The organism is Pseudomonas lini (genome assembly GCF_001042905.1).
Lineage (GTDB): Bacteria > Pseudomonadota > Gammaproteobacteria > Pseudomonadales > Pseudomonadaceae > Aquipseudomonas > Aquipseudomonas lini.
Genome location: NZ_JYLB01000001.1, coordinates 215,052 through 239,186 on the forward strand (window position 1 = coordinate 215,052; position 24,135 = coordinate 239,186).

Below are 24,135 nucleotides of genomic sequence, written 5' to 3' on the forward strand. Positions count from 1 at the left end.
TCCCTCGCCGATAGCGTATGGCATTGTTTTTTACCAGTGCTTTGTAGTTTCGTCGCAAAAAGTTGCGTAAGTGCGGACTGTCTCCTGAAACACTTCGACAGTACTCATATCGGCACGATGATTCGGCTGCGGGCAACGCACACGTTGTCTTTCACCGCATAGCATTCCACGTAATGGTCGCCTTGGAAGGTTGAGTGCTCGGTGATTTGATGGTGGCCGCTGTCGATACGGATTTCCCCGCGAATCATGTTCCGCTCGATGGCCTCCGGGCCGAGATTCTTCACCTTCCAGTAGATTTTATAAGGTGGCGGCACATCGATCTCGGCTACCCAAAATGTCAGCTCACGCTGTTTCGGGATCCGGTAGGTCATAACGCGTGACATGAGGTTGCGAAGTCGGTCACCCTCATTTTTGACCGAGCAATCGATACGAAGGGTGTACTGGATGTCGAGGCTGAATTTTCGGCCAATGAACTGTTCGCCATTTTTGACGCGATTTTCCGCTATCGCCTGCTTCTTTTCCTGCTCGACATACTCTGGGAAATGTTCGCCAAAGACAGTGCTCCACCGCTCATGGGCAACCTCAGCATCGTCCAGAGCCTCCTGTAAACGCCTCAGGGCCTTCTTGGCTTTGGGGTGGAAGTTACCTGACTTCGTGACGATCGAGCCGCTTCCAGGCGCACGCCATTGCTCCTTGTCCTCGTCGATATCCACCAGGTATGCGAAGAAATCCCGAGTCATTTCGCCGTAGGCGGAATAGGAGTTGGCGTCGTAGTCTGCGGTGTTCTTGAGGAACTGGTAGCAGAGAGTGTCGATCATCATCCCTTTAAGCGGCACGCCGTGGTCGTTCTTCCAGGCCCGCACCATTTTGCATAGGCGCTTGAGGTTATGGTTTTTGGCCTGGTTCAGCGCGTTAATCTCATCGATTTCAGCGACCGGGTTGCAGGTTTCCCAGTTGCCCCCGTCATTCGCATCCGGATAAGTGTAGCTATCATCCTCATGCTCGAACGCAGGTAGCACCTCGACCACGTAATCCGTGAAGTTGATCGACACTACCTGCTGCTGAGCCCTGACCTCATGATTAGGAAAGCGCTCCTTCAGGGCTAGGCGTATCTCTCCGAGTAACGCCGACTGTTTGTTATTTTCGTAACGCTGGAAGCGATCGTAGACCGACCATGGCAGCACGAACGCCATGTCCAGATCGCTTACGCCGTGGACGGCGGTATGGCGACCGTACGAGCCGACCTGGCGGCAGTGGAGGATGTCTGAGGCACTGTCGTAGTATTTTCCGTTCAGTTTCTCGGTGATCTGCCGGTAGCTTTTGGAGATCTCGTCGGCGTTCTTGACGGCCAGGTTTCTTCGAAATTGCTCAAAAAGCTCTTTACTCATGGGTGCAAGCGTCCTTTAGGGAGAGCAGAAGATCTGGATGCGCGGCAAGCCATGACCCGCCGGCATAAGCGATCAGAACCACCACAATTAGCGCGTAAACGGAAAACGGGATCTTGTCCCTGAAAAACGAAAACTCACGGTGCTCAGCGATCCAGTCGACCTGTTGATCCCAGAAGAATTTCTTGTGAGCAAGCCAGCCTGAGAACAGGATGTGCTTTCTCTGACAGGCTGAGCGGAAATCGGTGGTGATTTGATCCAGTTCGGCTTGATCGGCGGAGGTGAACTGGTGATTGGATTTGCACCGGGCAGACATGCTCTTCAGCTGATCCAGCAACTGCGTCAGCTTGTTCCCAGCCTGGAAATACTGCTCTTTGGTATCGCCGTAATAGGTGATGTAGAGGCTGCAGATGCCGATCACCGTAATGAGCGCCGAGATGTGTTTTGCCGCCAAGAAATCGATGTAGAGCGCTAGCACGCCAATCACCAGGGAGATCAGGCCGATCCAGCCTGGAGCTTTCTCCACAATGTCGTAGGTGGAGAAGTGAAGTTTGGCGGAGTACCCGACGTCATAGGCCTTCTCGGCGATCAACTTCAGCGCAACCTGCTCATCCATATAGCTTACCTGCAGAGAGTCTCATCAGTCGCCTGCTACCGCTGAGAGAGGTATATAGATGGCCCTGACGTCGCATGTTGCGCTGGGCGTGGTAATTCGGCGTTCCAGCGCAAGGCGATCCGTCAGGTGCCGGGGTGGATTTTAGTCATGTTATGTCATGTAATGGCCACTATATTTATCTTCGAGCACCAAATCCGAGAAGGAGCTTGCTTTGGTCGATGCTACGGTTGTTGAGCGCGTTCTCTGTGTAGTAGATAGATGCCTGAAGGCCCAGTTTCCCGATGACTACTACAAACGATGTTTGTATGCATCTTTTGGTGTGCACAGTCTCTTGCAGTCGCTGGGACATAGCCCTGAGGTGCTGGGGGGTAGATTTTCAGCCTTTGTGGTTTCGCAGGATCAGCGAAGGGGCTTCGTTCACGGGTATGCATCTGAGTCCGGCGAGCATTCTCATTATTGGGTGGAACTCGATGGCTCGATTATCGACTTGGGTACGTACTACCTACCTGCGGGTGCAGGTTTCTTAGCGTGCGAAATGCCGGCAGTATTTTGGGATACAGCGTACGCTTTTCCGAAAGGACTGACCTATGCACCCGAAGCCAGCTATGCATCGTCGGAGGTAGCCCAGCTCGCACCGCATATCATCGAAAAGATGGAGCCGTTCCTTGCGGCCTGTCACGCCCGAATGGGGAGGCCTTTGGTTAAGCCGAAAATTGGGAAGTGGCTCGTGATCTCGCCTTCATCCATCCGGAGGGCCGCTCGCAAAGGCGATCTATGGGCACGAGGTGTGATTCGGTATGAATCTCTGCCAGAAGAACGCCTATCCATCTGAGACTTGTTTTTTCCACCCAGCTCGGTTGATGGTGAGAGCAAAACAGGAGACTCAATGGATCGCTAAAGGTGAGCTCTTCTGTAGCCATACCGTCATCAAATACAAAGTCATTTGTGTTTGACAATTCCTTCGGTGCGAATGCGCGCTTTTGGCTGTGAGCTTGGCACGAGCCTAGCTCACCAATGATTTTCCGTGGGAAGCCAGCATCGAACCAGGCGTTGCGAGACTTCAGGACTGCGTGGACAAACATCCTTACTAGTGATCATCTGCGGGTTCAGGGATGAGATAGAAAGGGGGCGAAGAGAGACGGAGCCCCCCCTGGCCGACCCTGTGTCAAACCGGGGCACGCTGTCATAATTTCACCGCGTCGGTGTAGGCTGTAGTATGCGGTCTCTCAAACTGCAACGGCGTCACAGTATTGTGGCCGGCCATGAGTTCGGCAGTCCTAATACTCGCGGTGCAGAATGTCGTAGGATCCAATAGATTTCTATGGAAATCTAAGCATTTACGATTTTAAGAAAAGGATTATCGGCCGGCACAATATTGAACAACAACGCCGGGGTCTCGAGCAAATAACCTTTAAGATTTGCTTTCTTCCGAGGACCTTCGACATGACAGATCCAGATGTTCAAGCCATCGTCTCGTTTCCTGTGGACCTTCAGTTTTTCGAACTGCTTCTGCACCCAACGCCATTCTTCAATCTCTTGATCGAAATCCTGTGAGATACCAGGAAACTCCTGCACATAGCGTTGGAAGAGACCTGGTGTGACCAATAGCACGCTGCCGCTCACCGTGTGGATTTTAGCCTTGCTGTCGTTGATGATCAGCTTGTGGCTCTGGATGCCTTCCTTGACCCATTTCAGGAATGCCCGACCGGGGTTGTCCGAAGGGGAGCTTCGGATTTCAAGAGCTCTTTCGGGTGGTGATTCAGGAGTCTCGGGCTCTGCCAATTCGAACATATTCAGCAACGTTCCGAGGTAATCGGCATCCATCGCTAGTGAATCTTCCAGCGATTGGTTTTGATGTGATCCTGTTCCGCCTGCCTTGGGCACTGGTGGTGATACCGGAGCGTCAGTCGGGTGGTCATCGACTACCATGGTCACTGTTCCGCTGAAAATTTTGGGCCGGTCTTCGTTTCCCCAAATCAGTGCGGGTTGAAGGCGCAGAAAGGTGAAACTCTGCTGCCAATTTCCCTGTGCCACAAGCGCGGTCCAGATGGCTTTGCCTTCCGGCGTGGACTCAACCAATCCATGCGATTGCAGCTCGTCAAACACCGCGAGATTGGACGAGGGAATCCCTTCAATCGATTGCGACAGCAGATAGGCCCGGAGCTTGTCTGTGACCGTCTTGCTGACGAGCCAGAGTGCGTCCTGGGTCAGCCATCCCGCGGCACCTGGCTGGTTGAGTTTCAGCTCGTTCAGAACTAGATGACGCAGTCCGCCGATCAAGTGATGTTGCAGCGAATGAATCGGTGCTTGCAGCGCCTTGTTCGGGTTACCACCGATGTTCTGCGCAGTAGAAACGCGGTCGGCCTGCATCACCAACTCACCGAGCACGCCGGCACGTTCGTACTGGCCCGCCAGGACATACAGCAGGTTGGCCCAGAGCGATGGGAACCCACTGAGCCAATCGAGGATCGGGCAGTCAAGAATCTGGGTATAGATCAAGCCTGCGGCCGCGCCGTGCAGGTGGTAGTCGCGACCCTTGAGGTAGCGAAAACGATACGGCTGATCCAGGGATCCCTGCCAAGGATGCCAGACACGGCCATCCTGGCGCTCGACCAGCAGGTCCACGGCGATCTTGCCAATGTCATGCAGCAGGGCACCATAGGCGATGCCAGCAGACCAGGCGTCGGTCTGGGCGGCTTGGTCTTCGGGCGCAGCACCCGTGGGGAGCAGATAGGACTGACGCAATTTCAAACTACAAGCGACCAGCTCCAATCCATGGTCGAGCATGCCGCCAAGATAAGCATGGTGGTGCGTCTCGCTGGCTGGAAGCTGCTGGACCAGCTCGGCGTATCGATGGATCGGATTTATATAGAGCTGGCTGAATTGCGGATGGGAGAGGGCGGTGTACTGCCAAATGCGATCAAGCAACTGGCGGCGGTGCTCGGCTGCTAACAAGCTCTGGGACGATTCGATGGGCAGGTACCCATCGGCGACGTTTCCGGTTGGTGGAGGAGGAGGCTTTTGCCTTTTGTGCCGAAACAGACTGAGCATCATGGTCCTCCCGGGAACTGGCAGAGTCAGTGGCCTTTTAGCCTTTTCGGATAGGGCTCTTACCCTTGAATCCCCATTCCCCTTCCGACCCTTGCTTGTCCTTTTGCCGTGTACCCCTTTATGCGGCAATCGGAATATCGATTTGTCCTGGTGCCGTTTTGTTGGATGCGCATGCTGGTACGAAAAAGGAAAGTGTCGGTACACTGCGGTGCGAATTTTATCGGGTCTTGCCATGAACCTTACTGACGCCACGCTCATACTGCTGCTCGCAGCACGTATCCATGGAACAGACGAAGCCGTCAGGGCCTCGGCGAAGAGCGTGGTCAAGAAGCTACCGCGCAGCAAACGTGACCTTATCTACAAGGTGATCGACAGCCGGAGTCCGCTCGATCTGGTGGATTACCTGGCGGAGAATCTGGATACGTAACGGCGTACTGCGGTTACGGGGTTACCTCATGTTCTTTGCGTCAGAGCTCCGCAGTGTGGGGATTTTTCTGGGCATAGAAAAAGGGTCCAACTCGTGTTGGACCCTATGAAGCGTTTGCAGCGGTGAGGTGACGATCAAGCGCCATCGTTCATGCATCGCGAGTCATCCATTACCGTCTGCTTCCGTTGCTGCTCCAGGTTGAGCACATACTCCGAAGCGCATCGGGCCTGGCCACTGGCGCGGAAAATCGCGCGGTTGTCAGCCTTGAGCAGGCCGAGCCAGGAGTCGATATAGCCCTCGTGCCGAAGCTCTCCCCGTATACCGGCGTAGGCACATAAAAAAGCGGCCCCCATTTCGGCGATCAACTCTTCAAATGCATAACCTGGCGAGCCGAATGGGCAAGGTGTGGTCACGCCTTCACGCTGCAACCGAGAGTGGTGCCCGGTCCAGTGCGTCAGCTCGTGAAGCGCGGTGGCGTAGTACCCACCCTGATCGTGAAATTGCGCTTTTGTCGGCAGTTGGATGAGATCCCTGATTGGGTGGTAAAAGGCTTCGTCGGCAAATCGATGAATGATATTTGCGCCCGAACTTCGCAACAAACTTTCTGCAGCAGCGTTGGGGAAGAAGGGATCGCTCGGTTCCGTCTCGATTAAAGTTTCGTTGAGCGTTTCGAGCCCTTCCGTTTGCTCGATGTTGAACAGAAAATGTGTCCTGAGAATGCCGAAGTGAGCGACCTTGGGCTGACCGTTTTCATCGAGTACGGGTTGGCCTGATTCGGTCTGTTCCTCGCGCTCCATCGGTTTGTAGAGCACTGCCAGAGTGCTGTGCTCACCCTTACGGATGTGCCCGCCGGCTTTTTTGGCTTGATTGAAGGTCAGCCAGCGATCTTGAGTGAACCCCTGCAACCTGGCCTCGGCCCAGAGCAACGGTAAATTGATGCCCGAATAGGGACGCTGCGTAATGGCGTTGATGGGATAGGGCTGGTGATGAGCGACGTCAGTTGAGCCATTTGAGGACCAGGGTTTGATCCAGGGCGCTACGCCTTGGTCTAACGCGGTAACGATCTTGTCAGTCACGTCTTGGTAGATGTTGCGCATGGCATTTTCCTCGGAGAAAACGGAGGAACGCCTTTCCCGTCGGGAAGGGTTCCCCGGTGGGTATTGGTTGGATTGGTGCAGGACTGCGTATAGCCTGAGTTGGATCAGTGGCCAGGTATGGCCGTTTGCGTTTAGCGTTGCTGCTCTTCCGCAAGCGCTATCAGTAAGGCGTTAGGTTGGTCTGATGCCTGAAGTAGGCTGAGGCTCAGTTGCAGCAATGGTTCATGTTCTGCATCACTCACTGAGCCGAGCTTGGCTATCTCCAACACCACGTAGGGTGCGTTTGGATCGGCCAGGTGAGCTTTGAAGGCTGCGCGTACGATGTTGCTCAGCCTATCGAGCTGCAGTTTTTCAGGATGATTTGAACCATCGAGCAATACTGCGTGTTGCCACGCGTCTGGAGTGAACACAACGGGCAAGCGCAGAGTGTTCAGTGCTTCGCTTGTGAGTGAGTCGGACATGGGGTGCCTCCGTTTATAGCGCGAAGAAACCTGTCCCATAGGGGGAAAGAATTCCCCGCGGTGGGTTGAAGAAAAACAAGAGGGGTTAGGACGAGCCGAGCTCGAAAGACGCTCGGGAGAGCAGTAGGCGTTCATCACCGTGAAGCGTGACCGTGCGAGCCACCGAACGCTAATCGCACTTGGGGGGAACCATCACCGGAGTGACGTAGCTTTGAAGGCTCTGGCTACCTGGGAAGGTGCTGTCGATAACAGCGATCCGTACCCTCTATGTAGCTGGATGATATAGATGGGTCAACGGCCATAGAGGCGCTGGTGCACGAGCTGCGTCTTCTGTCTTCCAGTGAAGAGTTTTTCGACCGAGTAAGCTGATAAACGGTTAAGCATGGGCGGTTTTCAGTAGTAGTCTGTAATCTCGATTTCCACAGGAACACGCTCAGAAGAGGGCGCAACCATGCCGGCTCAGCAGCCACTTCAGATCTCCCGCGCACACCGCTGGGCATATGCATGCGGTATGTCCGTAAAACGTGTTTATCGCAGGTTGAAAGGATTTGAATCTCGTGTGGCTAAACGTGCGGTGGCGACAGGTATGCCTGCGGGTGGGCTATTGGTTCGTGGGAGCTTTCTGGTTACGAAGCTGGCACTCATCCTTGGGTTGCTCTTTATCGGTTTCTGGTTGGTAGCTTCTGTCGTAACGATGATTGCTGTGATTGGTCTCCTATTGTCCAGGGCTGCCATTGATGGGGATCTTGAAGGCAATGATCCAGGTCCAGACTTTTTAGGGGCCAACTCCTATCTAGGCAATTACGACGACAACGGCCATTACATCGGGCATTCCAAATCATCGAGTAGTGACGTCAGATGATCCTTTTCGTAGCTCCCATCAACTGATCTGTGCCTTTGCTTGCCGCGCCATGCGCTGCCTTGCTCGCACTTCCTAGCATCCCTTCAAGGCTGCTGCCAATTGAGTAGCCTGCCCAGCTCATGGCAACTAGAAATAGTCCTGGCAGAACCAAGAACATCGCCCCCATCACATACTCAATCACCTGTGCCGTGACGGTCCCGTCCATAAAACCGGATGTGGGCAGCGACAGCAGCACCTGATTGGACGCCGACACTTGGTTGTACAAGATATCGAGCATGCTGGAGTCGACCCAGCGGGCCAACTCCCACCAGAAGGTCAGCATGTGCAGCGTGAACAGCGCGAACGTCACCGTCATGACGGTCTTTAGCTGGTAGGTACTGACCAGCAGGATCAGTGGCAGGCTGATGATGACGCCCATGATCAGGAAAGCCTGCACCATGGGCAGGGCGGCGCGTAGCGCATTCATCGCCGGGAAGTTGCTGAAGGAACCGAGGGCCAGCCCAGTGTTGGTCGCCAGGTTATTGAGCCCCTGATTGATCGACCCTCCGCGAGCACTGGAGCCATAGTCCTGGTACACCTGTCCGGGCGACATGGACATCGATTGTTGGCGCGGGCTGACCAGTTCGCGCAGGGTGGCATCCTCGATCTCGTTGCTTGAGCGGCCAGTCCACCAGCCTTTCAGCTGGGTCAGCAGCGAAGGATCGACTTGCTCGATCAAGCGCGCTCGCAACCCGATACCGCTATCACTCCACCACTGTTTGCAAGTGGGGTAGCCTGCGCCATTCTCCAGCCGTGGCAATGAAACATCGCGGGTTTCATCATAGGGCCAGCTGACACGCGGTGTCCGTGAGCGATCGATGTCGTAGTAGCCCGGAGTGTCGAGAAAATAGCTTGAGCCGACCCAGGACGCATCATGACTTTGTGCCTTGTCCAACTGCGGGCGATTGGTGAACAGCCGAGAGCGGGAATAGCCGTAGCAGTCGCGAGTAAAATCGGCGACTTCCTGTAGCAACACTTGGTTATCAATGCGAGAACTGTCGATCTCCATGCGCATCTGTCGGATGTCCGGTGCGCAGGGAATGGAGGCGGTGGCCGCTGCGGTCACTCCTTTACTCAAGGCGTGCACCAGAAACCACCAGATTGGCACGTTGGCAGAGCGTTCTCCGATGGTGTTGAAAGTGGTACCCCAGGCGGTTTCCGCTGGCTTGGCCACGCTGACACCGCAGCGTTGGCTCGCTGCATCGTCGAACGCCATTGAAGCGAGGTTTAGCGGAAAGACCGGCGCGCAGCCGAACAATACGACAATGTAGGCCAGCCAAAGCCGATTCTCGATTCGAGGTACCGAGAGCAATCCTTTGTTGCCTTCATCCGCGCCTTGCTGACGGGCCGACAACCATTCTTGCAAGATGATTGCACCAAAGGGGGCGGCGAACAGGCCAGTATCGGACAGGACGTTCCAGATACCGTTGTTGATGATCCATGCCAGGAGGGAGAGGTAAAACTCCAGGTAGCTGTTGGCGCTCATGAGCATCGTGGTGACCTCACAATCGAGTGAGCTCGACGCAGGTAAAGAGCAAGAGCCCTAATGTCCCGACGCGTTTCACGCGCAGTCGGTCCTGTGGTCGATGTCGGTAGCGCCTCAGCAGGTCCCACCAGAGTGCAAAGAGGACGCCGTAGAGCAGGACACGCCACCACCCCAGATAAGGCCGTATCGATTCCAAGGCTTGCTGCCAGGCCCCGAAACTGCCCAGCGCAGTGCAGCCGATCCAGGCGATCAGTGCGGCGGTCAGGATCATCCCTGCGGCGATTCCTAGACTTGCAAGTAAAGTGAATAGCCGTGAGCGTTTCATGGCTCACTTGTGCCTGGCATCAGCGTCGTTGAGTCGGCCAGGTTCGGGGTCGCCTTGCTCGACGATGCGTGACGCATCGGCACCTCCGGCATGTCGATCGAGCACGAGGCTGGCGGTATTGGTAGTGAGCATCTGCCGGACCTGCAACTCGGTTTGTAGCAGGCGTATCTCGCGCTCCAGTGCGTCGATGTCTTTCGTCAAGGCCGTTTGGGCCGGTTCGGCGGAAGCGATGTTAGGTTCGTGGCTGCCTGCCAGCAGCGTGCGCAATAGCAGGAGCGCTTTGTCGAGTACGCTGGACAGGGCCGTCTCACTGGCCAGGCGCCGCGCCAGGAGTTCCTGATCAGGATCGTCGCGCAGGGCTTCGATCACACCACGAGTCACCGGCAGCATCGGGCTGGAGGCTTTGCTCAGATTGTCAGGGTTCGGCGGCAGAGATCCGGACAGTAAGCCTTGCAGGGTTTTGAGGTGTTCACTGTAGGCCTCCTGGATCAGCGGCGTCAGTCCGCTGCCTGCGGTAGCCCGCAGAGTCTCGCAGGTGTCGCAGGTCGCGACTTCGGTCTCGCCCAACACGCGAACAGCCCATTCGGACTCCTCTTGCGGTGAGGTCCATGCCTGGCAAATAGCGCCGCCCAGGCAATCACTGTTACTGATCGAGGTGTTGTCATCCACTGCGCGGTTATGCAGCAGGTTATAACCCGCGCGCACCACATCGGAGGTTGCCCGGATGGGTGTTTGTCCGCTACCTCCAGCCTTCTGCCCGCCGACCCAAGACACCCCATTATTGCCGTTACGGGCCTCGGTGTTTTTCACCGCGGCCACCGCATCGCCGCCGGTTTGTTCGAGGTTGCCCTGCATCTCCTGGTTCTTGGCCAATGCGCCCCAGCCGGCTTGACCGACCTTATCCGCCATCTTTTCGGCCATGGCCTGGCAGGTCAGCTTGGAACGGTCGAAGTCAATACGTCCTTGCATCACCCCGTTACTCAACAACTCATAAAGCCCGGGGTTGGCGCGCTGGATGATCAACGCCGGCAGCGACATCACCGCTTGGGTCGCGTTCTGCACGATGCTGCCCATGATCTGCTGGAAACCTTCGGTGACGCCGTTCAACTGGTTTTGCAAGGTGTTGGTGAGGCTCATGTTTCCGCACATCATGTTCGCCTGCCAAGATCCACCGACACCGAGTCCGTTGGGGCGATAGAGCGAGCTCGGCGAGCCCGCTGCCGAGCCGCCACCGATGGTGTACATCACCCGGTCGTCGAGCACTTCTCCTTGAGTGCCTAGACGGTAATCGTCCTCGGCGGCGTGGGCATGCGCGGCCACGGCGAGCAGTCCGCAGAGCAAAAAACTCATCGGGCCCAACCATGGTCCTGCAAGAAGCCGACTCATGAAGCACCACCTTCGAAGTCGATGCTGAACAGGAAGGTCTGTCCCTCACGCTTGCAGCAGCTATAAGGACGCCACAGCGACCAGGCGTAGCCACCATCCGCGCTCTGCACCGGATCGCTGGGGAAGATGGCACATGTGGGTTGAACCACGGGGGAGAGCAATTGCCATTTGTGGGTCGAAGCGTCGTTTTCAACGATTGGGCCAGGCGGCCAATAACCATCGCGTGGTACGGGTGTGAGCGGGACATACACGTGCGGTTGCCAGTTGCGGGTAATGACGTCACCCGCTCGCTGCGCCATCACCGCAGCGGCTTTGAAGTCGTCAGGTTGCACCAAAAATCCTTGCCGGGGATAGACGTTGCCCCACATGTTTCCCGCGAGCTGACGACCGATTTCACGGATTCCCGGCACGAGTGACTCGGGGTAGAGGCTTTCCGGGATGCCATGACGCCAGGCCAGTGAGTCCCAAGTGCTCAGGTAGTAGGGTATGAACGCCGTGGCACCGCTGGCGCAGGCGTAGCCGGATTGCGAGGCCAGTTGCGTGGCGGCCCAGCCACCTGGATGACCGATGGCATCAACGTTTTTGAAACGAGGCAGATTATCGCGCTGGGTGTTCGGCGTGATCAGGTTACCGCCTCCTTCTGCACCACTGATAGGAGAGGATAGGGTGGCCATCTCGGTCCAAGGATTGGCACCGGTGGTGGCATAGCTCGAGACCACCAGCTCAGGAATGAAGTGACGAATCTTGGTTGAGGTTTTAACCGTGCAGCCGAAGGGGGTGCAGAGCAACCAAAAGCAGATGCCGACGACCTTATATTCAAGGCAGTCCGGAGAGAGCACGGAGGCGGTAATGCTGCCAGTGTCAAGCGCTACGCTTGGCCCGGATGCCAGCAGAATGCTCAGCACCAAAGGATGCAACTTCTGGGGCGAAATGTGCGGGTAGGCAGCAGACATGATCCAGGCTCTGGTTGTATGGCCTGGACAGGTTCAATAATCGAGAGAGGGGTGTCAGTGAGAAAGCCGAACGTTGGATCGTCGGTTTACAGCGACCTTCTAGATCAGCAGAGGGTCATTCAACGCTCAGCGTACGAGCAAGCGCGTCAGACTCGATGAGCAGCTGATCCGTTTTGATCTCGAAAATGTTGGCGAGTTTGCAGAGGACCAATAACGACGGGTTGCCTACCCCTCGTTCGATTTGACTCACATAGGTACGATCCACCTCGGCCATGAGCGCCAATTGCTCCTGGGTAAGGTTCTTCACGCGTCGCATCGAGCGGATGTTTTCCGCGAGTTGCAGACGGAGCTGTTCGTAGTCTTGAGTCATGCGCGCAAACTGCGCCTTGAGGGACTCTCAATCCACGGGATATAGTCTACATTGGCTCTGATTCGGGCTTTTTTGATGCTTAAGCCGAGTGTCAATTTTGTTTCTATGCTGCTTAGAACAGACCGAGCATTAATAAATAATCGAAAGCTAAGGTGTCTATGGACGAAAATTACGTTTCAATTCCGGCGGCGGACGGCTGCCCGAGCCTTTTGACACCATGGGGCAGCGAATTTGCGCCTATGATCGAACGTGGCGTGCAATGCGCCCAGGCCTGGCTTAATACACCCGGTGACGTACCGCTGTGGTGGGAACTGGCGCAGGCACGGAAGACTTGTCCGGCAGGAGACTCTCAGGATGCTTTCGAAGCAGGATTTTTATTGAGAATTCAGCAACGGCTTCAAGGCGTTTTACCGTAGCCGTGCGGCTCCAACCCTGACGATATGGCCTACACGGGAAAATTTACTGGAAGGTATGGTTCCAGGCTCCATTCCTCTAGAATGGAGATCTGACAGAAGTGGCGTTGATCTGTGATAAACAGATTTACGTAGCTAGGATTCTGATAAGTGCAGATTCTGCACGCTCTGAGAACGTGGAGCGCGATATGAAAGCCGACCAAGTGTTGAGTGACGATCTGGTGAGCCGACTGGAGGGTAAAATCCCAGCCATGGCTGAAGGTGCGATCAATACGGCCTATATCAACGCGCTGGCGGCCGGACGCAGCGTGATGGAAGTGATGGACGGCAAGCTCGTTGAGACGACTGCCGACGGTAAGCACAAGGTTATTCGAGTGGCCAAGCCCAAGCATAAAGTGACCTTGGGCGGGATTATCAAGGTGCACCGCAGCTCATGACCGTCCCTCGGCTGAGGGTGTTTGCCGGCCCTAATGGTTCCGGTAAAAGCACAATGAAAAGTGCCGTCCCTTCCCACCTGATTGGGATCTACATCAACCCGGATGAAATCGAAAAGGCTGCCAAAGAGGGCGGACGCCTGGAATTCAGCGATTTTCAACTGGAAGTCGAAGGCGACGAGGTTCTCGGCTTTATCAAGGCGCACCGACTGATTCGGTCGACCCAGCTCGTTGAAGAGGCATCCAATATAGACTTCAGCAATAACGGCCTGAATTTCCAGTCCGTCGCGATGAATTCCTATTTTGCTTCCGTGCTCTCTGATTTCATGCGGCACAAGCTCCTTGAAGCCCAGTTGTCTTTCACCTTCGAAACGGTGATGTCTAGCGAGGACAAAGTCGCTTTTATGCTTAAGGCAAAAGCGTCGGGATATCGAACCTACCTCTACTTTGTCGCCACTGAAGATCCTGACATCAATATCAACAGGGTCAAGAACCGTGTCGCGGCAGGTGGGCACCCAGTCCCCACGGAAAAAATTGTGCAGCGCTACGGTCGTTGCCTGAACCTATTGCCAGCAGCCATCGCAGCCTCGAACCGGGCTTATATCTTTGATAACTCCGGCGCTGATCTGGTGCTGCTCGCTGAAGTAACGGACGGGACTGATCTTGAATTCAGGGCTGATGAGATCCCTGACTGGTTCATGCAAGCCTACGTGGAGAAGGTTTTCAAGGATTTGCTGCCGGGTTGATCGAAACCTAGGATCAGCTCCGTTTCACTTAATTCCTCGCATCCTATCGATCCGTTCAGCTACCCGGTAAGCCGCCTCCAGTTCCGAGCAGCCGGTGCTCTGCATCAGTGTCCGGCGTTCGGCTTTTTCCTCGGGCTCCGTCATGGCCAGGGCGAGATAAAGACTTGGCGGCACGGCCCGAAACAGCGTCTCGAGCTTCTTCGATAGCACGACCCCCTCAGTGTATTTCCCCGGCTCCTTACTGGCGGAGAGCAGCAAGGCTTTCTGTGCCGGCGTGAGTTTCTTGAACCGTGCGATTTCTTCGATTTCCGCGGGCGGCATGTTCAAGCAAATCCACCATTCGATCATGTTGAGCATGGTCTGCGCGGCGGTGGGGAAGTCGGCAAGGTTTTGCGTCGCCAGCCAGAACCACGCGCCGAGCTTGCGCCACATCTTCGTGCCCTTGACCACGAAGGGTGCCAGCAGCGGGTTCTTGGTGATGATATGGCCCTCGTCGGTGACCATGATGATCGGTCGGCCCAGGTACTGGTCTCGTTCGGCAAGGTTATTCACGGTGTTCATCAGGCTGATGTAGATGATGGACATCTGTGCCTCGTAGCCTTCGCGAGCGTAAGTGGCCAGGTCGACAATGGTCACATCGCTCTCGGGCCAAGGTGTGCCTTCGCGATCGAACAGTTCACCCTCGAAACCCTGGCAAAACAGGTCCATGGACTCGCCCATTTCCTGGGCGCGCTCACGACGCTTCTCCGGCAAGTGCGGGTCGGCGGCGACGCGCAGCAACGCTTCGCGCACGTCGCGGGTCAGTACCTGGCGAATCGCCGCGGCACAGGTCTGCGCCGCATCGAGAATGCACTCGCGGATCAGACTGCGATCGGCTCGACTCAGGCGGGCTTCTTCCTTGGCCTCGCCACCGGTGATCATCAGTCGGGCAGTGATTTCCAGTTCGCCGAGCACATCGCGCTGGTCCTCACGACTGGCTATCGCCTCATCGTCCCATTCGTCGATCGACAGACTCGCCATCTGATCCGGTTGCTCGACCAGGCGCCAGGCATCGGCAAAGGGGGCAAGACTGACCGAGGCACCTGGTTTCAATTGGACCTTATTGACTGACAGGCCTTGCGTTGCGAAGTAGTCGCCCTGCAAGCCGAATGAGTTACCGGCCTCGACGATAAACAGACGAGGACGGTACACCGCCATGACCTGCATCAGCAGGGTGACCAGGGTGGCCGACTTACCGGCGCCGGTCGGACCGAACAACAGCAGATGGCCGTTCATGGCCCGGTCTAGACGTGACAACGGATCAAAACTCAACGGCGAGCCACCACGATTGAACAGGGTGATGCCTGGGTGGCGGGTGCCGGTGCTGCGGCCCCACACCGGAACCAGATTCGCCAGGTGCTGGGCAAACATCAGGCGGGTGTACCAGTTGCGCGTGTCGCGGGCCGGGTTGTAAGCCATCGGTAACCAACGCAGGTAGCTGTTGCAGGCGGCGACTTCATCGCCTTCGCGTACCGGTTGCAGCCCCGCGCCCAACAGCGCGTTGGCCAGGCTGACCGAGTGCTGGTGCAGTTGCTGTTCGTCGTGACCTCGCAAGTAAAATGCCAGGGTGCCGCGGTACAGCTTGTGCTGGCGACCGATGATCGCACGAGCCTCTTCGACATCCTGACGGGTTTGGGTCGAGGCCAGGTTTTCACCGATGGCTTTGCGGGCCAGGCGGTTCAACTGATCCTCGAGTACATCCTGTGGTTTGACCACTAAGGTCAGACTCATCACCGTGCCTTCGGGTAACTGGTCAAACAATGCGTTCACCGCATCACCCTTACGGGTTTCGCCCGTGAGCTGACCAATCGATGGTGCGCGCCGCAGTTTGTCCACCACCATCACCCGGTGGGGCTGATCATCGAAAAACCAGAACCCGTGCTGCACATCCGAGCGCGGTTCGTTGAAGAACAGTCGCTCGGCAAAGTCATGATCGAAGGGCAGTTCCAGCGACTCGCCATCGTCTAACTCCGGATAGGCCACGCGGCGGTAGAAATCCTCGGGTGCTTCATTGGTGAGCCTGGGCGCAGGATTGAACCAGGGCACTAACCAGGCATACAGACCTCGGCCATCGACTCGCATCGATTGCACCCCGCACGCCTGCAACGAAGCCGCGATACGTTCGCAAGTCTGTTGCAGGGATTGCACCGGGGTGAGTCCCGTTTCCTCAGCGCCAGACTCAAGCCAGCGATAGACAACCAGGCGCACCCGACGGTTGTTACCGCGCCACGGCAGGCGCGTGACTGCCTTGTCCTCGAACAATCCTCCTGGCTTGGCGATGGCCTTCAGGTGTCGGCGAGTAAGTTCCAGGTACGCGTCGGTGAAAACCGTGCCTCGCGCGCGGTCCTGAATATAGCCTGTGAGCCGGGTCAGAAAGGGAGTGAAGTCGTTGTCGTCCTGGCAGAAAAACTGCGCCACCCAAGGCGCTTGATCCCGCTCGTCAAAGCTATCCTGCAGGGCATCCTCAAGGGCATCGCGGGTCGCCATCAGCCAATCGGGTTCGCGCCCTTCGGTGCCGATGGGCAGTAACTCGAACACCGCACCCACCGAGTGATTGTCCTCCAGCAGAAAACACTGCTCGGTGTCGAGGTATTCGACCCAAGGCAGATGATCGGTGAAGCTGGGGTTGTGTGCATACAGTGCAGCTTCATCGGCCAAGGTGGCACGAGGGCGCAATCGGTGGCGCCAGGCTTTCCATGCAGAAGTGCGGCTGCCCAAATCGCCGGTACGCACTACAAGTCTTCCTGACGTTCACCCGGCAATGCGTACTGCACCCGTTGGTAGAACGGAAAGACTGTCGAGTAGCCTGGGATCGGTGCCTGCTCGGTACCACTCAGGTGCGGGTACACGTACAGCACCAGATCGGGATTGGGCAGGCGAGGGAACAGATTGCGGATCTCGTTCGCTGCTGTACGCGTGTAGGGCTCCTGGAGAGCAACGGAGAGATCTGCTTGAGCCAGCGGGCGGCGTAACTGTTGCCGAGCATCCAGCAGCTGCTGCTGAGTACCCTGTGAGCCGGCGCCGTTCCATATGTCCAGCATGGTTTGCTCACCATGGGGCAGCAGCGTCTCCTTGTCAGTGGAACACCCTGTGAGGACCAAGGAAAACACGCTAATCCAGGTCAGGCAGAGAAACGTGGTCTTTTTCATGGCGAACGCTCCGGCCCTTGGGCTCGTAGTCGATGGTGATCTCATGGTCGAGGTGCAGCGCGACTTGGGCGGCCGGTGGCACGTACACGGCAGCAAAGGCCTCGCCATACAGCTTGTTGACCCACTCACGGATGTCGCTGACCCCACCACTGAGAATTGAATTCAGCGCGCTATTGCCACTGCTGCTGGCGACCCCGAGCGTACTGCCGCCCGAACTGATCACGCTGCTGTTGTTCTGCTCATCCCCGAGCAAGGCGGCGACACCGGCGCCGGCGGCAGTGATCAAGCTCTGGCTGCCGAGGTACTGTTGAGCGTTTGAGCGGCGCTCACCAGCGATGCAAGGAATGCCATACGGATCGGACAGGTAACCGAGTCCGCCACGAATCTTGTCGGTGTCCGAACTCTGGGCGGTGGAGGCGTTGCGGCTGGCTACTGCCTTCGGCTGAGGCACCGTGCGGATAGTGCCGTCGGTAAACACAAAGGTAATTGACTCGACCTGTCCGCGCACGCACGACAGGGTCCAGTCACCGGACGCCGTGCCGCTCATAACGGCCCCCGCGACGTCCGGCAGATCGATGCCGTTGGCGGTCAGGTTCTCCGGGCCAACCAGCGCCTTGAAGGGGTAGGGATCATTCACGGTGCCGTCGACAGGGACTCTGCCGATCAGCGCGGTCATGGCGACCGAACCCATCAATATTGCGTTTTCGGGAATGGTGTAGACCGGCTTCGCGCCTTCGGTACGATCAGCGGAGCGTGTCAGGTCACGTTCACCCTTGGTGACCTGGCGTAACTGCTTCTGGCTGCGGTCGATGGCATTGTCCTTCAAACCCTCCAGTGTGTTGAAGGCAGTAGGCAGACTCAGGGCGGACGCGGTCTTGGTTTTGCCCTGGGGGGCGGTGGACAGAGCATCCGAGGGCTCAATCCACTGCAGTGCATCATTGGCAGAATGCTGCCGTTCGAACTGGGAGCCGTCGCCCGGCTCAAGCCCCAGTCCGATAGGCATATCCTTGTCTTTGCCGGTCAGCCCCGACAACTGCTCCTGCAATTGCGTCAGCAGACCGCGAGCCTGACGACTGTCTTGTTCTGCTTTGAGTCGGGCCTCGTTGGCTTGTCGGCGGCCTTCGTCGACCTGTTGGGTCACACTGCCAAGCGCTGTTTGGATTCGCGAATCAACACTGTTTTCCCTGTCGCGCAGGCGGTTGTTTTCCGCCTGCAGCGAATCGTTGTGTTTCTTCAAACCGAGCATGTCGCTACGCATGGCCTTCACTTGGCCGATCAAGGTGGCGACCGTATCGCGTGGAGTGTCGCCCGCAATGCCGAGCGATTTGGCTTGCTCGGCGGATAACTGAATATTGCCCTGATCAACTGGGTGCTCTGGAGAGGAGGTACTACCCGCTACCCAGGTTTTCAGGATGATAATAGCCACGCCCAGCAGCACAGCTGGTACTAGCCATTTAAGTAAGGCGTTAGCTTTCATCGTCGGCACCTTCCGAAACAGACAGGAGCATCACGGCGTGTTCAAGACCGGCACCGCGGGTGACGAGGTAGGCAACCGTAGTGTCTTCGGCGCTGCCGACAGGTCCGAGGAAGGTGTGCTGGAATGCCGCGGCGAATAGCTTGGCCTGAAATCGACGTGGATCGAGTTGCACCGTCTTTGATCCACGATTGCGTAACTTCACCGCCGTTACCCAGTAATCATCGAGTCGCCAGGCGGCGATGGGAGTGCTGGATACGTTCTCGGTCGGCAGCAGGGTTGGCAGTTCGGTACGCAGCTTGAGCGGGACGCGACGCACACCCGGCAAGGACTCCACGGTGCGCAGCGGCGCGTATAGGCTTTGCGCGGCGTAGCGCGTCAAAGCGACTGGGATTGGCGTACGTTCTGGAACAGGGACAGTGCTCGATTCAGCCTCGGTAGGCTGCCGCTGAGCATTCTTGAGAATACGCACGGGTTCCAGCGGTTGATCGCCAGGCGTGGCTGCAATGTCCAAGAGGATGATTTCGCCCGTCGCGACCGATTGCAGTTGTAATCGGGTAGGTGCAATGGCTTCTGACGCGCGCAGGTACAGCGTTCCGCCGGTAGATTGCACGCGCAGCTTGCCGGTCAGAGTTGAGGGTACGCCGACTCGGACATCCTCTCCGATAAAGACCACCCGCTCCTGATTGATCACCAGTGGGACTGCGAGAGGGAGGCGTTCCCAGCGCATCAACTCGACGGCCTGCGCTGCAACTCCCCATAGCATCAGTGCGATGGTGAGCCCCAGGGTAGAAATCCGCGTCATGGCTCACCTCCAGGCAGAGCGATTTTTTGCGGCGTGCCCTGATAACAGTCCAGTGCAAGCCCCCACTTATTGCGTTCGGGGTCCAGATCAAAACGCACCACGCGTAATGGATAACGCACCACCACCCGTTTCACCGGTTCGGCGGCGTAATACTCATCGGCGTTGAGGTCGAGGGTGACCAGCCAGCTGTCGCGATCGAGTTGCTTGACCCTGAGTTCCGGATCTTCGCTGTAGCCTCGGCCCAGAATTTCGTAGACGCCACGCACCCGCTGGCGGAGTTCGCCGGCGGCCTTGCGGTATTCGTAGTCGCCGTCGAGGAAGGTCTTGCAGGAGGGTGTCAGATAAGACTGCAAGCCATAGATAGCGCGGCGATAGTCCTTCTCGCCATCCGAGGGCCAGCGGTTGAGCTGACCGAAGATGTACAGGGCAAAGGCATAGACATTCTCTGAGGGGATATCCCACCACTTGCGCGTGCTGCCCGAGCGTAGATCCGGGGGGACATGCACGGTCAGATCGGTCGGTGCCGAGCGCCAGCCGTACCAGAGTCCGGCACAGAGCAGGGCGAGGACCATTACTGCCAGACGCAGGCTGAAGATATGGGCCTGTTGCGCGTCCACCTTGTTCCGAAAGCGACTCATGGTTGCCACCGGGACAGGGCTGGGCGCAGTCGACACGAACGGCGAACCGTCCAGGCGCCGGAGTGCAGGATCAAAGTCCCTCCACCCAGGCGCCAACGGCTGGCGATTATCCATTCGAGTTTGCGGTACAACCAGATCTCGGGGCGAGCCCGTTTGGCTCGACGCAGTAGCGTGCCACCGGCAAATAGCACCAGCGCCATGCTTGCGATCATGCTGGTCGGCGCCACGGCAATGGAGGCGGTGGCGATCGCCAGAGGAACACCCAGCACCAGGCCAACGAGTGCGCCGGCACCGAGCGCCACCCACATCTCATCGTTGGTTAAACCGCGTAATACGGCAGGATTACGATTGAGCCGTTCGGGTAGAAAGACCAAGGTGCCGTCGGCAAGGCGTTCGATAGTGTCGTTCATGCCAACCTCACAGAATCGCGGCAGCCTTGGTCAGGAACCAGATGATAATTACCACCAGCAGGGCTCCGATGCCGACTACGGCGCCGAGGTCTTTCCAGGTCTTGCGCTGGTTCTGCACGTCGGCATAGACGGTCAGCGAGTGCCAAGCTACGCCGAGAAAAGAGAGCAGGGCGATCAACAGGCCGAGCAGGATGCCGCCGTCGTAGGCGTAGTTTTTGATCGTCTCGATCAACCCGGATCCTTCGCCGCGCGAAGGGGCTTCCATGGTCGGGAGTTCAGCAAAAGCCAGGCTTGGACCGAGTACCAGTAGCAGACCGATCAAGCGCTGGCTCGCACGATCGCGCAGGTTTTTTTTCAGGGGGACAAGGCACTTGAGCATGACGGTGATCTCCTGGGTTATGACAGGGTGAAGAACATCAAAACAAGCAAGGTGAGAAGTACGCGCGCGACACTGCCGCCGAAGGCACCGAAGCGCACACTGCCTGCCGCCCAACCCCTGTAAGCCGTCCACATCACCCAGGCACACCAGAGCAAAGCCAGGACGAGAACCAGGGACAGCCACAGTGTGGAACTGTTTTGTGCCGAGAAACCGGAGGCGTTTTGGAAGGCAGCGGTTTGGGCGTCAGTCATGCTCATGGGGACGGCTCCGCGGCCGGAGTATCGAGGCGGTAGTCACCGACCAGCTCACCAGCATCGCTAGGTTGAGCGCGGGTAGGAGATAGATAGCTCTGCACACCTTGGCGGATACGCTGGATATCCTCAGCCAGGCGGGGATAGTCGAAGCGGTAGCGTTCATTCGGTTGAGCGCTGCCTGAACTCTCGGCTTGAGCAGCTAGACGTTGGATAATATCCAGCTGCTGCTGGACCATGCTGAGCTGACCCTGTTCATGTCCAGATGCGGCATAGCTGCTGCTATAGACGGCAGCTAACGAGAGTAGTAAGCAACGAAAGATGGTCGTCGGCATGATGCTGGCCCTTATGGATCTGTGAGCAGAATCAAGTCAGAGAGCATTTTTTTCAGTAAGAAAACTGAGGTTTGATGAGTCGCTTTTCTGGTGAAGGACAAGCATGTCAGCATTACAGATATAGTGATTTTTGACTTTCGATGTGTGAGAGGGGCTACGCTCGAATTTTCCCCAGGAGAACAGTCATGTCGCCACAGAGTGCCCAAAGTGCCCGTATGCTGCTCGTCGCTCGGGACCTATCATGTCCCCGAGAGCGATTCGGGTGTCCATCACTAGATGCCTAACATTGTTAGTTAGCTTTGCAGGGATACGTAATAAAGTGTGCGTGTATTTATTATTCGTTTGTTGGGATTGATTTGGTGGCGAAGTGGAAAATTTTATAACTCCTGTTGTGTCCTTGGCGCGGAAGAAAAAACTTACTCATCCGACCGAGCGTAGGCCTTTTGATACGGATCAATGGCTTGATGCTTACAAAAAGTACAGCGGCGGAAATCTTATCGATAAGTCGTTATGTGAAGGCGCTGGTTGGTTGGCGACGCATTTCTCAAGAGTGTATGCGACGCGAGACTATTATAGATTAAATAGTAGCGATAGCTTGTCTGGAAAAGAGCTATTGCATGCACATTTGGCAGGCGCAAATTTTTCATTCGTACTGCTGACTAAAAAGCAGATGCGTGATTTTTCGCCCGACGCTGTGCCTACGATGGAAACTTATTTGGACTACAAAACCGATCTTACTTTGAGTGGGGTTGAGGTTAATGCAAACCAATTGAATATGTTCAGGTTGGATAGCTTATGCTCCCCAATTTATGAAATTCTACATGCTCGAAAAGATTTGGGCGCGTCAGTGCGTGGCGATGCGGAGTCTTCGAGTGGGTTGCCGAAGTTGGACTTTGTTGTAAATGAGTTTCGTTGCTCTCAGCTGTATTACAACGGTGTGGTGATGTGGCAGCAATTACTTTATGGAGAAGCCTTCTTCGCTTATGATTTACAGCGCAACAGGATCCTTATATCGCAGTTGAATGACTTGGGTAAAATGAAAGCTATATGCGACTATCGCAGAGAGCATCACCAAGCAACAATGGCGCTAGAAACACAAGGTGTTGCGTACAATGCGCTATTTTGGCGCGGTTTGAATTATCCGAAATCGTTATTGAAATACGATGGTGTGTCAGGTGTTTCTATCGCGGCAGCCGAAGAGCTAGGTGAAGGTGCGGACTGTTTTATTAGATATAAATGGGCGGAGCCTTATTTGGTTATTGAACCTCATCTCTTTGAATTGGTGAAGGTTCATCGCTCTAAGGGCGTGACTGATCAAAATTATTCTGTTCGTGATGTGCTTGTAGTGTGGTTTCACTTGGCCGTCCTAGCTCGGCAGAGAGTCCTGGCGGCAAGCGAGGAGAATCCGGATAGCTGGGCGCAATTGCTCGAACATAGCACGTGGCTTGATCGAAAAAATCTAGTGAATGCGTTGGTAGTTGTTACTGAGATGTCGGAAGAGGTTGTTGAGGCGATCATAGAGTTTCTGACTTTTAAAGCTGTGGATAGACAGGATGATCTTTGGACGAAGCCTATCCTTCAAGTGGGCGGGGAGGTTGCTCTTGCGATATCTGCGTTGATGAGCGCAAGCCTGCGCAGAAATGTAGATACTTGGCTTAGGCTTGTTGATCCCAAATCACATTTGAGAGGAAAATATTTTGAAAAATATTTAGAGGGTGTGATGGAGGAGTGCAGATCGAGTAATGACGTTATGCGTCATAATTTGAGTTGGACTGGTTCTCTAATGCTAAAGTATGATCGAGAACAAGTGCGGGAAGAGATTGATCTGACATTTAGTTTTGGTAATGTTTTAGTGGTGGCAGAGCTCCGGAGTCGTCGCACGCCGATCACTCCGCTTGATTATCATAATGCACTCTACGAGGATGGGGGGATTTTCACAAAGGTCGAGCAGGCCGAGCGGAAGGCCGCGTACGTTCGCAATAATCTAGCTGATTTTTGTCGAGACTACTATCCGAGGCTGAGCGAAAAAATAAATTCTGTCATGGTCCTTCCCATGGTTATTGTAAATGATCAATTTCACGCCGGATTTCCATGTGGTGAAACCCCGATTTTAGATGAGCATTTACTGAAGCATTTTTTGAAGGACGGTACGGCGAAATTTTGTGGCTCGCATGATGATCGTTCTAATTATCGTTATGGGGTGGTATTTTACGAAAATTTAGAGGAGGCGGAGTGCAACTTTCTAAGCTATGCGTTGCACCCAACCATAATTGAAACGCATCAGGCGTGCGTTGAGCAAAAAAGTACTCTTTATTCTTTGATGCCCGACGAGCCTGGTATTAACTGGTTGAGTTATGAGGTCAAGGAACCAGGCAGAGAGAAACAACTGAGAATTCTCAAGAGCCTAAGCGTCGGTAAATTTGTCCAACGGTATTGAAGTCATTGACCCAAACGAAGACACATATCTCCGTTTGGGGTGATTTTGAGTGATTAAAGGTAGCCTCTATTTTTAGTGCTTAGCCTCAGAAAATGCATTGGATGCATCATCTTGGAAATTTCATGCGCCACGAAGGGTGGTCACCTCTAACTTTTCCAGAAAAAGGG

Annotated in this window: 26 protein-coding genes; 7 read left to right on the forward strand and 19 right to left on the reverse strand. The window is 55.8% G+C overall.

Annotation, left to right across the window (positions count from 1 at the left end; translation table 11 throughout):
- Positions 1-104 precede the first annotated feature (104 nt).
- Both TU81_RS01060 and TU81_RS01065 read right to left on the reverse strand, forming a co-directional pair.
- Entirely contained in the window at positions 105-1,388 is a 1,284-nt protein-coding gene (locus TU81_RS01060; RefSeq protein WP_048392776.1) for an SMODS domain-containing nucleotidyltransferase, read from the reverse strand.
- Complete coding sequence (locus TU81_RS01065) at positions 1,381-2,001, reverse strand: SLATT domain-containing protein (protein WP_048392778.1); 621 nt, start codon at positions 1,999-2,001, stop codon at positions 1,381-1,383. The genes TU81_RS01060 and TU81_RS01065 overlap by 8 nt, the downstream gene beginning before the upstream one ends.
- 211 nt (positions 2,002-2,212) lie before the next feature.
- On the opposite strand from TU81_RS01065, the gene TU81_RS01070 reads away from it, so the two are divergent.
- The gene (locus TU81_RS01070) at positions 2,213-2,833 is read left to right on the forward strand and encodes a hypothetical protein (protein ID WP_048392779.1); all 621 of its coding nucleotides are present in this window, start codon (positions 2,213-2,215) and stop codon (positions 2,831-2,833) included.
- Between the two features lie 497 nt (positions 2,834-3,330).
- On the opposite strand, the gene mobH is transcribed toward TU81_RS01070, so the two are convergent.
- Positions 3,331-5,052, reverse strand: a complete 1,722-nt coding sequence (mobH, locus tag TU81_RS01075; RefSeq protein WP_048392781.1) for a MobH family relaxase — start codon at positions 5,050-5,052, stop codon at positions 3,331-3,333.
- 232 nt (positions 5,053-5,284) lie between these two features.
- Here mobH and TU81_RS01080 point away from each other — a divergent pair, with 232 nt between their 5' ends.
- A complete protein-coding gene (locus TU81_RS01080) occupies positions 5,285-5,479 on the forward strand; it encodes a DUF7740 domain-containing protein (RefSeq protein WP_026067412.1) in 195 nt (64 codons plus the stop codon).
- A gap of 134 nt (positions 5,480-5,613) precedes the next feature.
- Here TU81_RS01080 and TU81_RS01085 read toward each other — a convergent pair whose 3' ends face one another.
- Positions 5,614-6,576, reverse strand: a complete 963-nt coding sequence (locus TU81_RS01085; protein ID WP_048392784.1) for an ArdC family protein — start codon at positions 6,574-6,576, stop codon at positions 5,614-5,616.
- A 131-nt stretch (positions 6,577-6,707) separates the two neighbouring features.
- On the reverse strand, positions 6,708-7,037 hold the full coding sequence (locus tag TU81_RS01090) for a hypothetical protein (RefSeq protein WP_048392786.1): 330 nt from the start codon (positions 7,035-7,037) through the stop codon (positions 6,708-6,710).
- Positions 7,038-7,488: 451 nt separating this feature from the next.
- On the opposite strand from TU81_RS01090, the gene TU81_RS01095 reads away from it, so the two are divergent.
- Positions 7,489-7,899 carry a DUF3742 family protein gene (locus TU81_RS01095; protein ID WP_025214497.1) on the forward strand — a complete coding sequence of 137 codons (411 nt, stop codon included), beginning with the start codon at positions 7,489-7,491 and terminating at the stop codon, positions 7,897-7,899.
- On the opposite strand, the gene TU81_RS01100 is transcribed toward TU81_RS01095, so the two are convergent.
- The 5 genes from TU81_RS01100 to TU81_RS01120 all read right to left on the reverse strand — a co-directional run bounded on the left by TU81_RS01100 (position 7,892) and on the right by TU81_RS01120 (position 12,458).
- Positions 7,892-9,430: a conjugal transfer protein TraG N-terminal domain-containing protein gene (locus tag TU81_RS01100; RefSeq protein ID WP_048392789.1), complete on the reverse strand. Its 1,539-nt coding sequence runs from the start codon at positions 9,428-9,430 to the stop codon at positions 7,892-7,894. The genes TU81_RS01095 and TU81_RS01100 overlap by 8 nt on opposite strands.
- A 10-nt stretch (positions 9,431-9,440) precedes the next feature.
- Positions 9,441-9,749: a hypothetical protein gene (locus tag TU81_RS01105; RefSeq protein ID WP_048392791.1), complete on the reverse strand. Its 309-nt coding sequence runs from the start codon at positions 9,747-9,749 to the stop codon at positions 9,441-9,443.
- Positions 9,750-9,752: 3 nt separating this feature from the next.
- Positions 9,753-11,135 (reverse strand): integrating conjugative element protein, encoded by a 1,383-nt coding sequence (locus TU81_RS01110; protein WP_048392793.1) that lies wholly within the window; start codon positions 11,133-11,135, stop codon positions 9,753-9,755.
- Entirely contained in the window at positions 11,132-12,088 is a 957-nt protein-coding gene (locus tag TU81_RS01115) for a TIGR03756 family integrating conjugative element protein (RefSeq protein WP_048392794.1), read from the reverse strand. Before TU81_RS01115 ends, TU81_RS01110 begins: the two co-directional genes overlap by 4 nt.
- Before the next feature lie 115 nt (positions 12,089-12,203).
- Positions 12,204-12,458 (reverse strand): helix-turn-helix domain-containing protein, encoded by a 255-nt coding sequence (locus tag TU81_RS01120; RefSeq protein WP_048392796.1) that lies wholly within the window; start codon positions 12,456-12,458, stop codon positions 12,204-12,206.
- Positions 12,459-12,616: 158 nt separating this feature from the next.
- Here TU81_RS01120 and TU81_RS29185 point away from each other — a divergent pair, with 158 nt between their 5' ends.
- From TU81_RS29185 to TU81_RS01130, 3 genes are all read left to right on the forward strand, one after another.
- The gene (locus TU81_RS29185) at positions 12,617-12,874 is read left to right on the forward strand and encodes a LasR-specific antiactivator QslA (RefSeq protein WP_082157787.1); all 258 of its coding nucleotides are present in this window, start codon (positions 12,617-12,619) and stop codon (positions 12,872-12,874) included.
- 185 nt (positions 12,875-13,059) lie between these two features.
- The gene (locus TU81_RS01125; protein ID WP_041022608.1) at positions 13,060-13,308 is read left to right on the forward strand and encodes a hypothetical protein; all 249 of its coding nucleotides are present in this window, start codon (positions 13,060-13,062) and stop codon (positions 13,306-13,308) included.
- On the forward strand, positions 13,305-14,051 hold the full coding sequence (locus tag TU81_RS01130; RefSeq protein ID WP_025214491.1) for a zeta toxin family protein: 747 nt from the start codon (positions 13,305-13,307) through the stop codon (positions 14,049-14,051). Before TU81_RS01125 ends, TU81_RS01130 begins: the two co-directional genes overlap by 4 nt.
- A gap of 24 nt (positions 14,052-14,075) precedes the next feature.
- Here TU81_RS01130 and TU81_RS01135 read toward each other — a convergent pair whose 3' ends face one another.
- Genes TU81_RS01135 through TU81_RS01175 form a run of 9 tightly spaced genes read right to left on the reverse strand, consistent with a single transcriptional unit; the run spans position 14,076 to position 21,531 of the window.
- A complete protein-coding gene (locus tag TU81_RS01135; protein WP_048392801.1) occupies positions 14,076-16,823 on the reverse strand; it encodes a conjugative transfer ATPase in 2,748 nt (915 codons plus the stop codon).
- A complete protein-coding gene (locus tag TU81_RS01140) occupies positions 16,823-17,239 on the reverse strand; it encodes a TIGR03751 family conjugal transfer lipoprotein (RefSeq protein WP_048392803.1) in 417 nt (138 codons plus the stop codon). The genes TU81_RS01135 and TU81_RS01140 overlap by 1 nt, the downstream gene beginning before the upstream one ends.
- Positions 17,202-18,716, reverse strand: coding sequence for a TIGR03752 family integrating conjugative element protein (locus TU81_RS01145; protein ID WP_048392805.1), 1,515 nt, complete (start codon positions 18,714-18,716; stop codon positions 17,202-17,204). Before TU81_RS01145 ends, TU81_RS01140 begins: the two co-directional genes overlap by 38 nt.
- Positions 18,706-19,518 carry a TIGR03749 family integrating conjugative element protein gene (locus TU81_RS01150; protein ID WP_048392807.1) on the reverse strand — a complete coding sequence of 271 codons (813 nt, stop codon included), beginning with the start codon at positions 19,516-19,518 and terminating at the stop codon, positions 18,706-18,708. The genes TU81_RS01145 and TU81_RS01150 overlap by 11 nt, the downstream gene beginning before the upstream one ends.
- The gene (locus TU81_RS01155) at positions 19,515-20,156 is read right to left on the reverse strand and encodes a PFL_4703 family integrating conjugative element protein (protein WP_048392809.1); all 642 of its coding nucleotides are present in this window, start codon (positions 20,154-20,156) and stop codon (positions 19,515-19,517) included. The genes TU81_RS01150 and TU81_RS01155 overlap by 4 nt, the downstream gene beginning before the upstream one ends.
- On the reverse strand, positions 20,153-20,566 hold the full coding sequence (locus TU81_RS01160) for a TIGR03750 family conjugal transfer protein (protein WP_048392811.1): 414 nt from the start codon (positions 20,564-20,566) through the stop codon (positions 20,153-20,155). Before TU81_RS01160 ends, TU81_RS01155 begins: the two co-directional genes overlap by 4 nt.
- 7 nt (positions 20,567-20,573) lie before the next feature.
- Entirely contained in the window at positions 20,574-20,945 is a 372-nt protein-coding gene (locus tag TU81_RS01165) for a TIGR03745 family integrating conjugative element membrane protein (RefSeq protein ID WP_048392813.1), read from the reverse strand.
- Between the two features lie 17 nt (positions 20,946-20,962).
- A complete protein-coding gene (locus TU81_RS01170; protein WP_048392815.1) occupies positions 20,963-21,202 on the reverse strand; it encodes a TIGR03758 family integrating conjugative element protein in 240 nt (79 codons plus the stop codon).
- Positions 21,199-21,531 (reverse strand): integrative conjugative element protein, RAQPRD family, encoded by a 333-nt coding sequence (locus tag TU81_RS01175; RefSeq protein ID WP_048392817.1) that lies wholly within the window; start codon positions 21,529-21,531, stop codon positions 21,199-21,201. The genes TU81_RS01170 and TU81_RS01175 overlap by 4 nt, the downstream gene beginning before the upstream one ends.
- 367 nt (positions 21,532-21,898) lie before the next feature.
- Here TU81_RS01175 and TU81_RS01180 point away from each other — a divergent pair, with 367 nt between their 5' ends.
- Positions 21,899-23,968 (forward strand): hypothetical protein, encoded by a 2,070-nt coding sequence (locus TU81_RS01180; RefSeq protein WP_231983781.1) that lies wholly within the window; start codon positions 21,899-21,901, stop codon positions 23,966-23,968.
- Positions 23,969-24,135 lie beyond the last annotated feature (167 nt).

Excerpts from the sequence above, each read along its gene's own strand:
- TU81_RS01125 (WP_041022608.1), top strand. The coding sequence starts at position 13,060 with ATGAAAGCCGACCAAGTGTTGAGTGACGATCTGGTGAGCCGACTGGAG.
- TU81_RS01165 (WP_048392813.1), bottom strand. The coding sequence starts at position 20,945 with ATGCTCAAGTGCCTTGTCCCCCTGAAAAAAAACCTGCGCGATCGTGCG.
- TU81_RS01155 (WP_048392809.1), bottom strand. The coding sequence starts at position 20,156 with ATGAGTCGCTTTCGGAACAAGGTGGACGCGCAACAGGCCCATATCTTC.
- TU81_RS01110 (WP_048392793.1), bottom strand. The coding sequence starts at position 11,135 with ATGAGTCGGCTTCTTGCAGGACCATGGTTGGGCCCGATGAGTTTTTTG.
- TU81_RS01065 (WP_048392778.1), bottom strand. The coding sequence starts at position 2,001 with ATGGATGAGCAGGTTGCGCTGAAGTTGATCGCCGAGAAGGCCTATGAC.
- TU81_RS01140 (WP_048392803.1), bottom strand. The coding sequence starts at position 17,239 with ATGAAAAAGACCACGTTTCTCTGCCTGACCTGGATTAGCGTGTTTTCC.
- TU81_RS01130 (WP_025214491.1), top strand. The coding sequence starts at position 13,305 with ATGACCGTCCCTCGGCTGAGGGTGTTTGCCGGCCCTAATGGTTCCGGT.
- TU81_RS01060 (WP_048392776.1), bottom strand. The coding sequence starts at position 1,388 with ATGAGTAAAGAGCTTTTTGAGCAATTTCGAAGAAACCTGGCCGTCAAG.
- TU81_RS01115 (WP_048392794.1), bottom strand. The coding sequence starts at position 12,088 with ATGTCTGCTGCCTACCCGCACATTTCGCCCCAGAAGTTGCATCCTTTG.
- TU81_RS01095 (WP_025214497.1), top strand. The coding sequence starts at position 7,489 with ATGCCGGCTCAGCAGCCACTTCAGATCTCCCGCGCACACCGCTGGGCA.
- TU81_RS01100 (WP_048392789.1), bottom strand. The coding sequence starts at position 9,430 with ATGCTCATGAGCGCCAACAGCTACCTGGAGTTTTACCTCTCCCTCCTG.
- TU81_RS01105 (WP_048392791.1), bottom strand. The coding sequence starts at position 9,749 with ATGAAACGCTCACGGCTATTCACTTTACTTGCAAGTCTAGGAATCGCC.
- TU81_RS01150 (WP_048392807.1), bottom strand. The coding sequence starts at position 19,518 with ATGACGCGGATTTCTACCCTGGGGCTCACCATCGCACTGATGCTATGG.
- TU81_RS01170 (WP_048392815.1), bottom strand. The coding sequence starts at position 21,202 with ATGAGCATGACTGACGCCCAAACCGCTGCCTTCCAAAACGCCTCCGGT.
- TU81_RS29185 (WP_082157787.1), top strand. The coding sequence starts at position 12,617 with ATGGACGAAAATTACGTTTCAATTCCGGCGGCGGACGGCTGCCCGAGC.
- TU81_RS01175 (WP_048392817.1), bottom strand. The coding sequence starts at position 21,531 with ATGCCGACGACCATCTTTCGTTGCTTACTACTCTCGTTAGCTGCCGTC.
- TU81_RS01120 (WP_048392796.1), bottom strand. The coding sequence starts at position 12,458 with ATGACTCAAGACTACGAACAGCTCCGTCTGCAACTCGCGGAAAACATC.
- TU81_RS01160 (WP_048392811.1), bottom strand. The coding sequence starts at position 20,566 with ATGAACGACACTATCGAACGCCTTGCCGACGGCACCTTGGTCTTTCTA.
- TU81_RS01085 (WP_048392784.1), bottom strand. The coding sequence starts at position 6,576 with ATGCGCAACATCTACCAAGACGTGACTGACAAGATCGTTACCGCGTTA.
- TU81_RS01145 (WP_048392805.1), bottom strand. The coding sequence starts at position 18,716 with ATGAAAGCTAACGCCTTACTTAAATGGCTAGTACCAGCTGTGCTGCTG.
- TU81_RS01090 (WP_048392786.1), bottom strand. The coding sequence starts at position 7,037 with ATGTCCGACTCACTCACAAGCGAAGCACTGAACACTCTGCGCTTGCCC.
- mobH (WP_048392781.1), bottom strand. The coding sequence starts at position 5,052 with ATGCTCAGTCTGTTTCGGCACAAAAGGCAAAAGCCTCCTCCTCCACCA.
- TU81_RS01080 (WP_026067412.1), top strand. The coding sequence starts at position 5,285 with ATGAACCTTACTGACGCCACGCTCATACTGCTGCTCGCAGCACGTATC.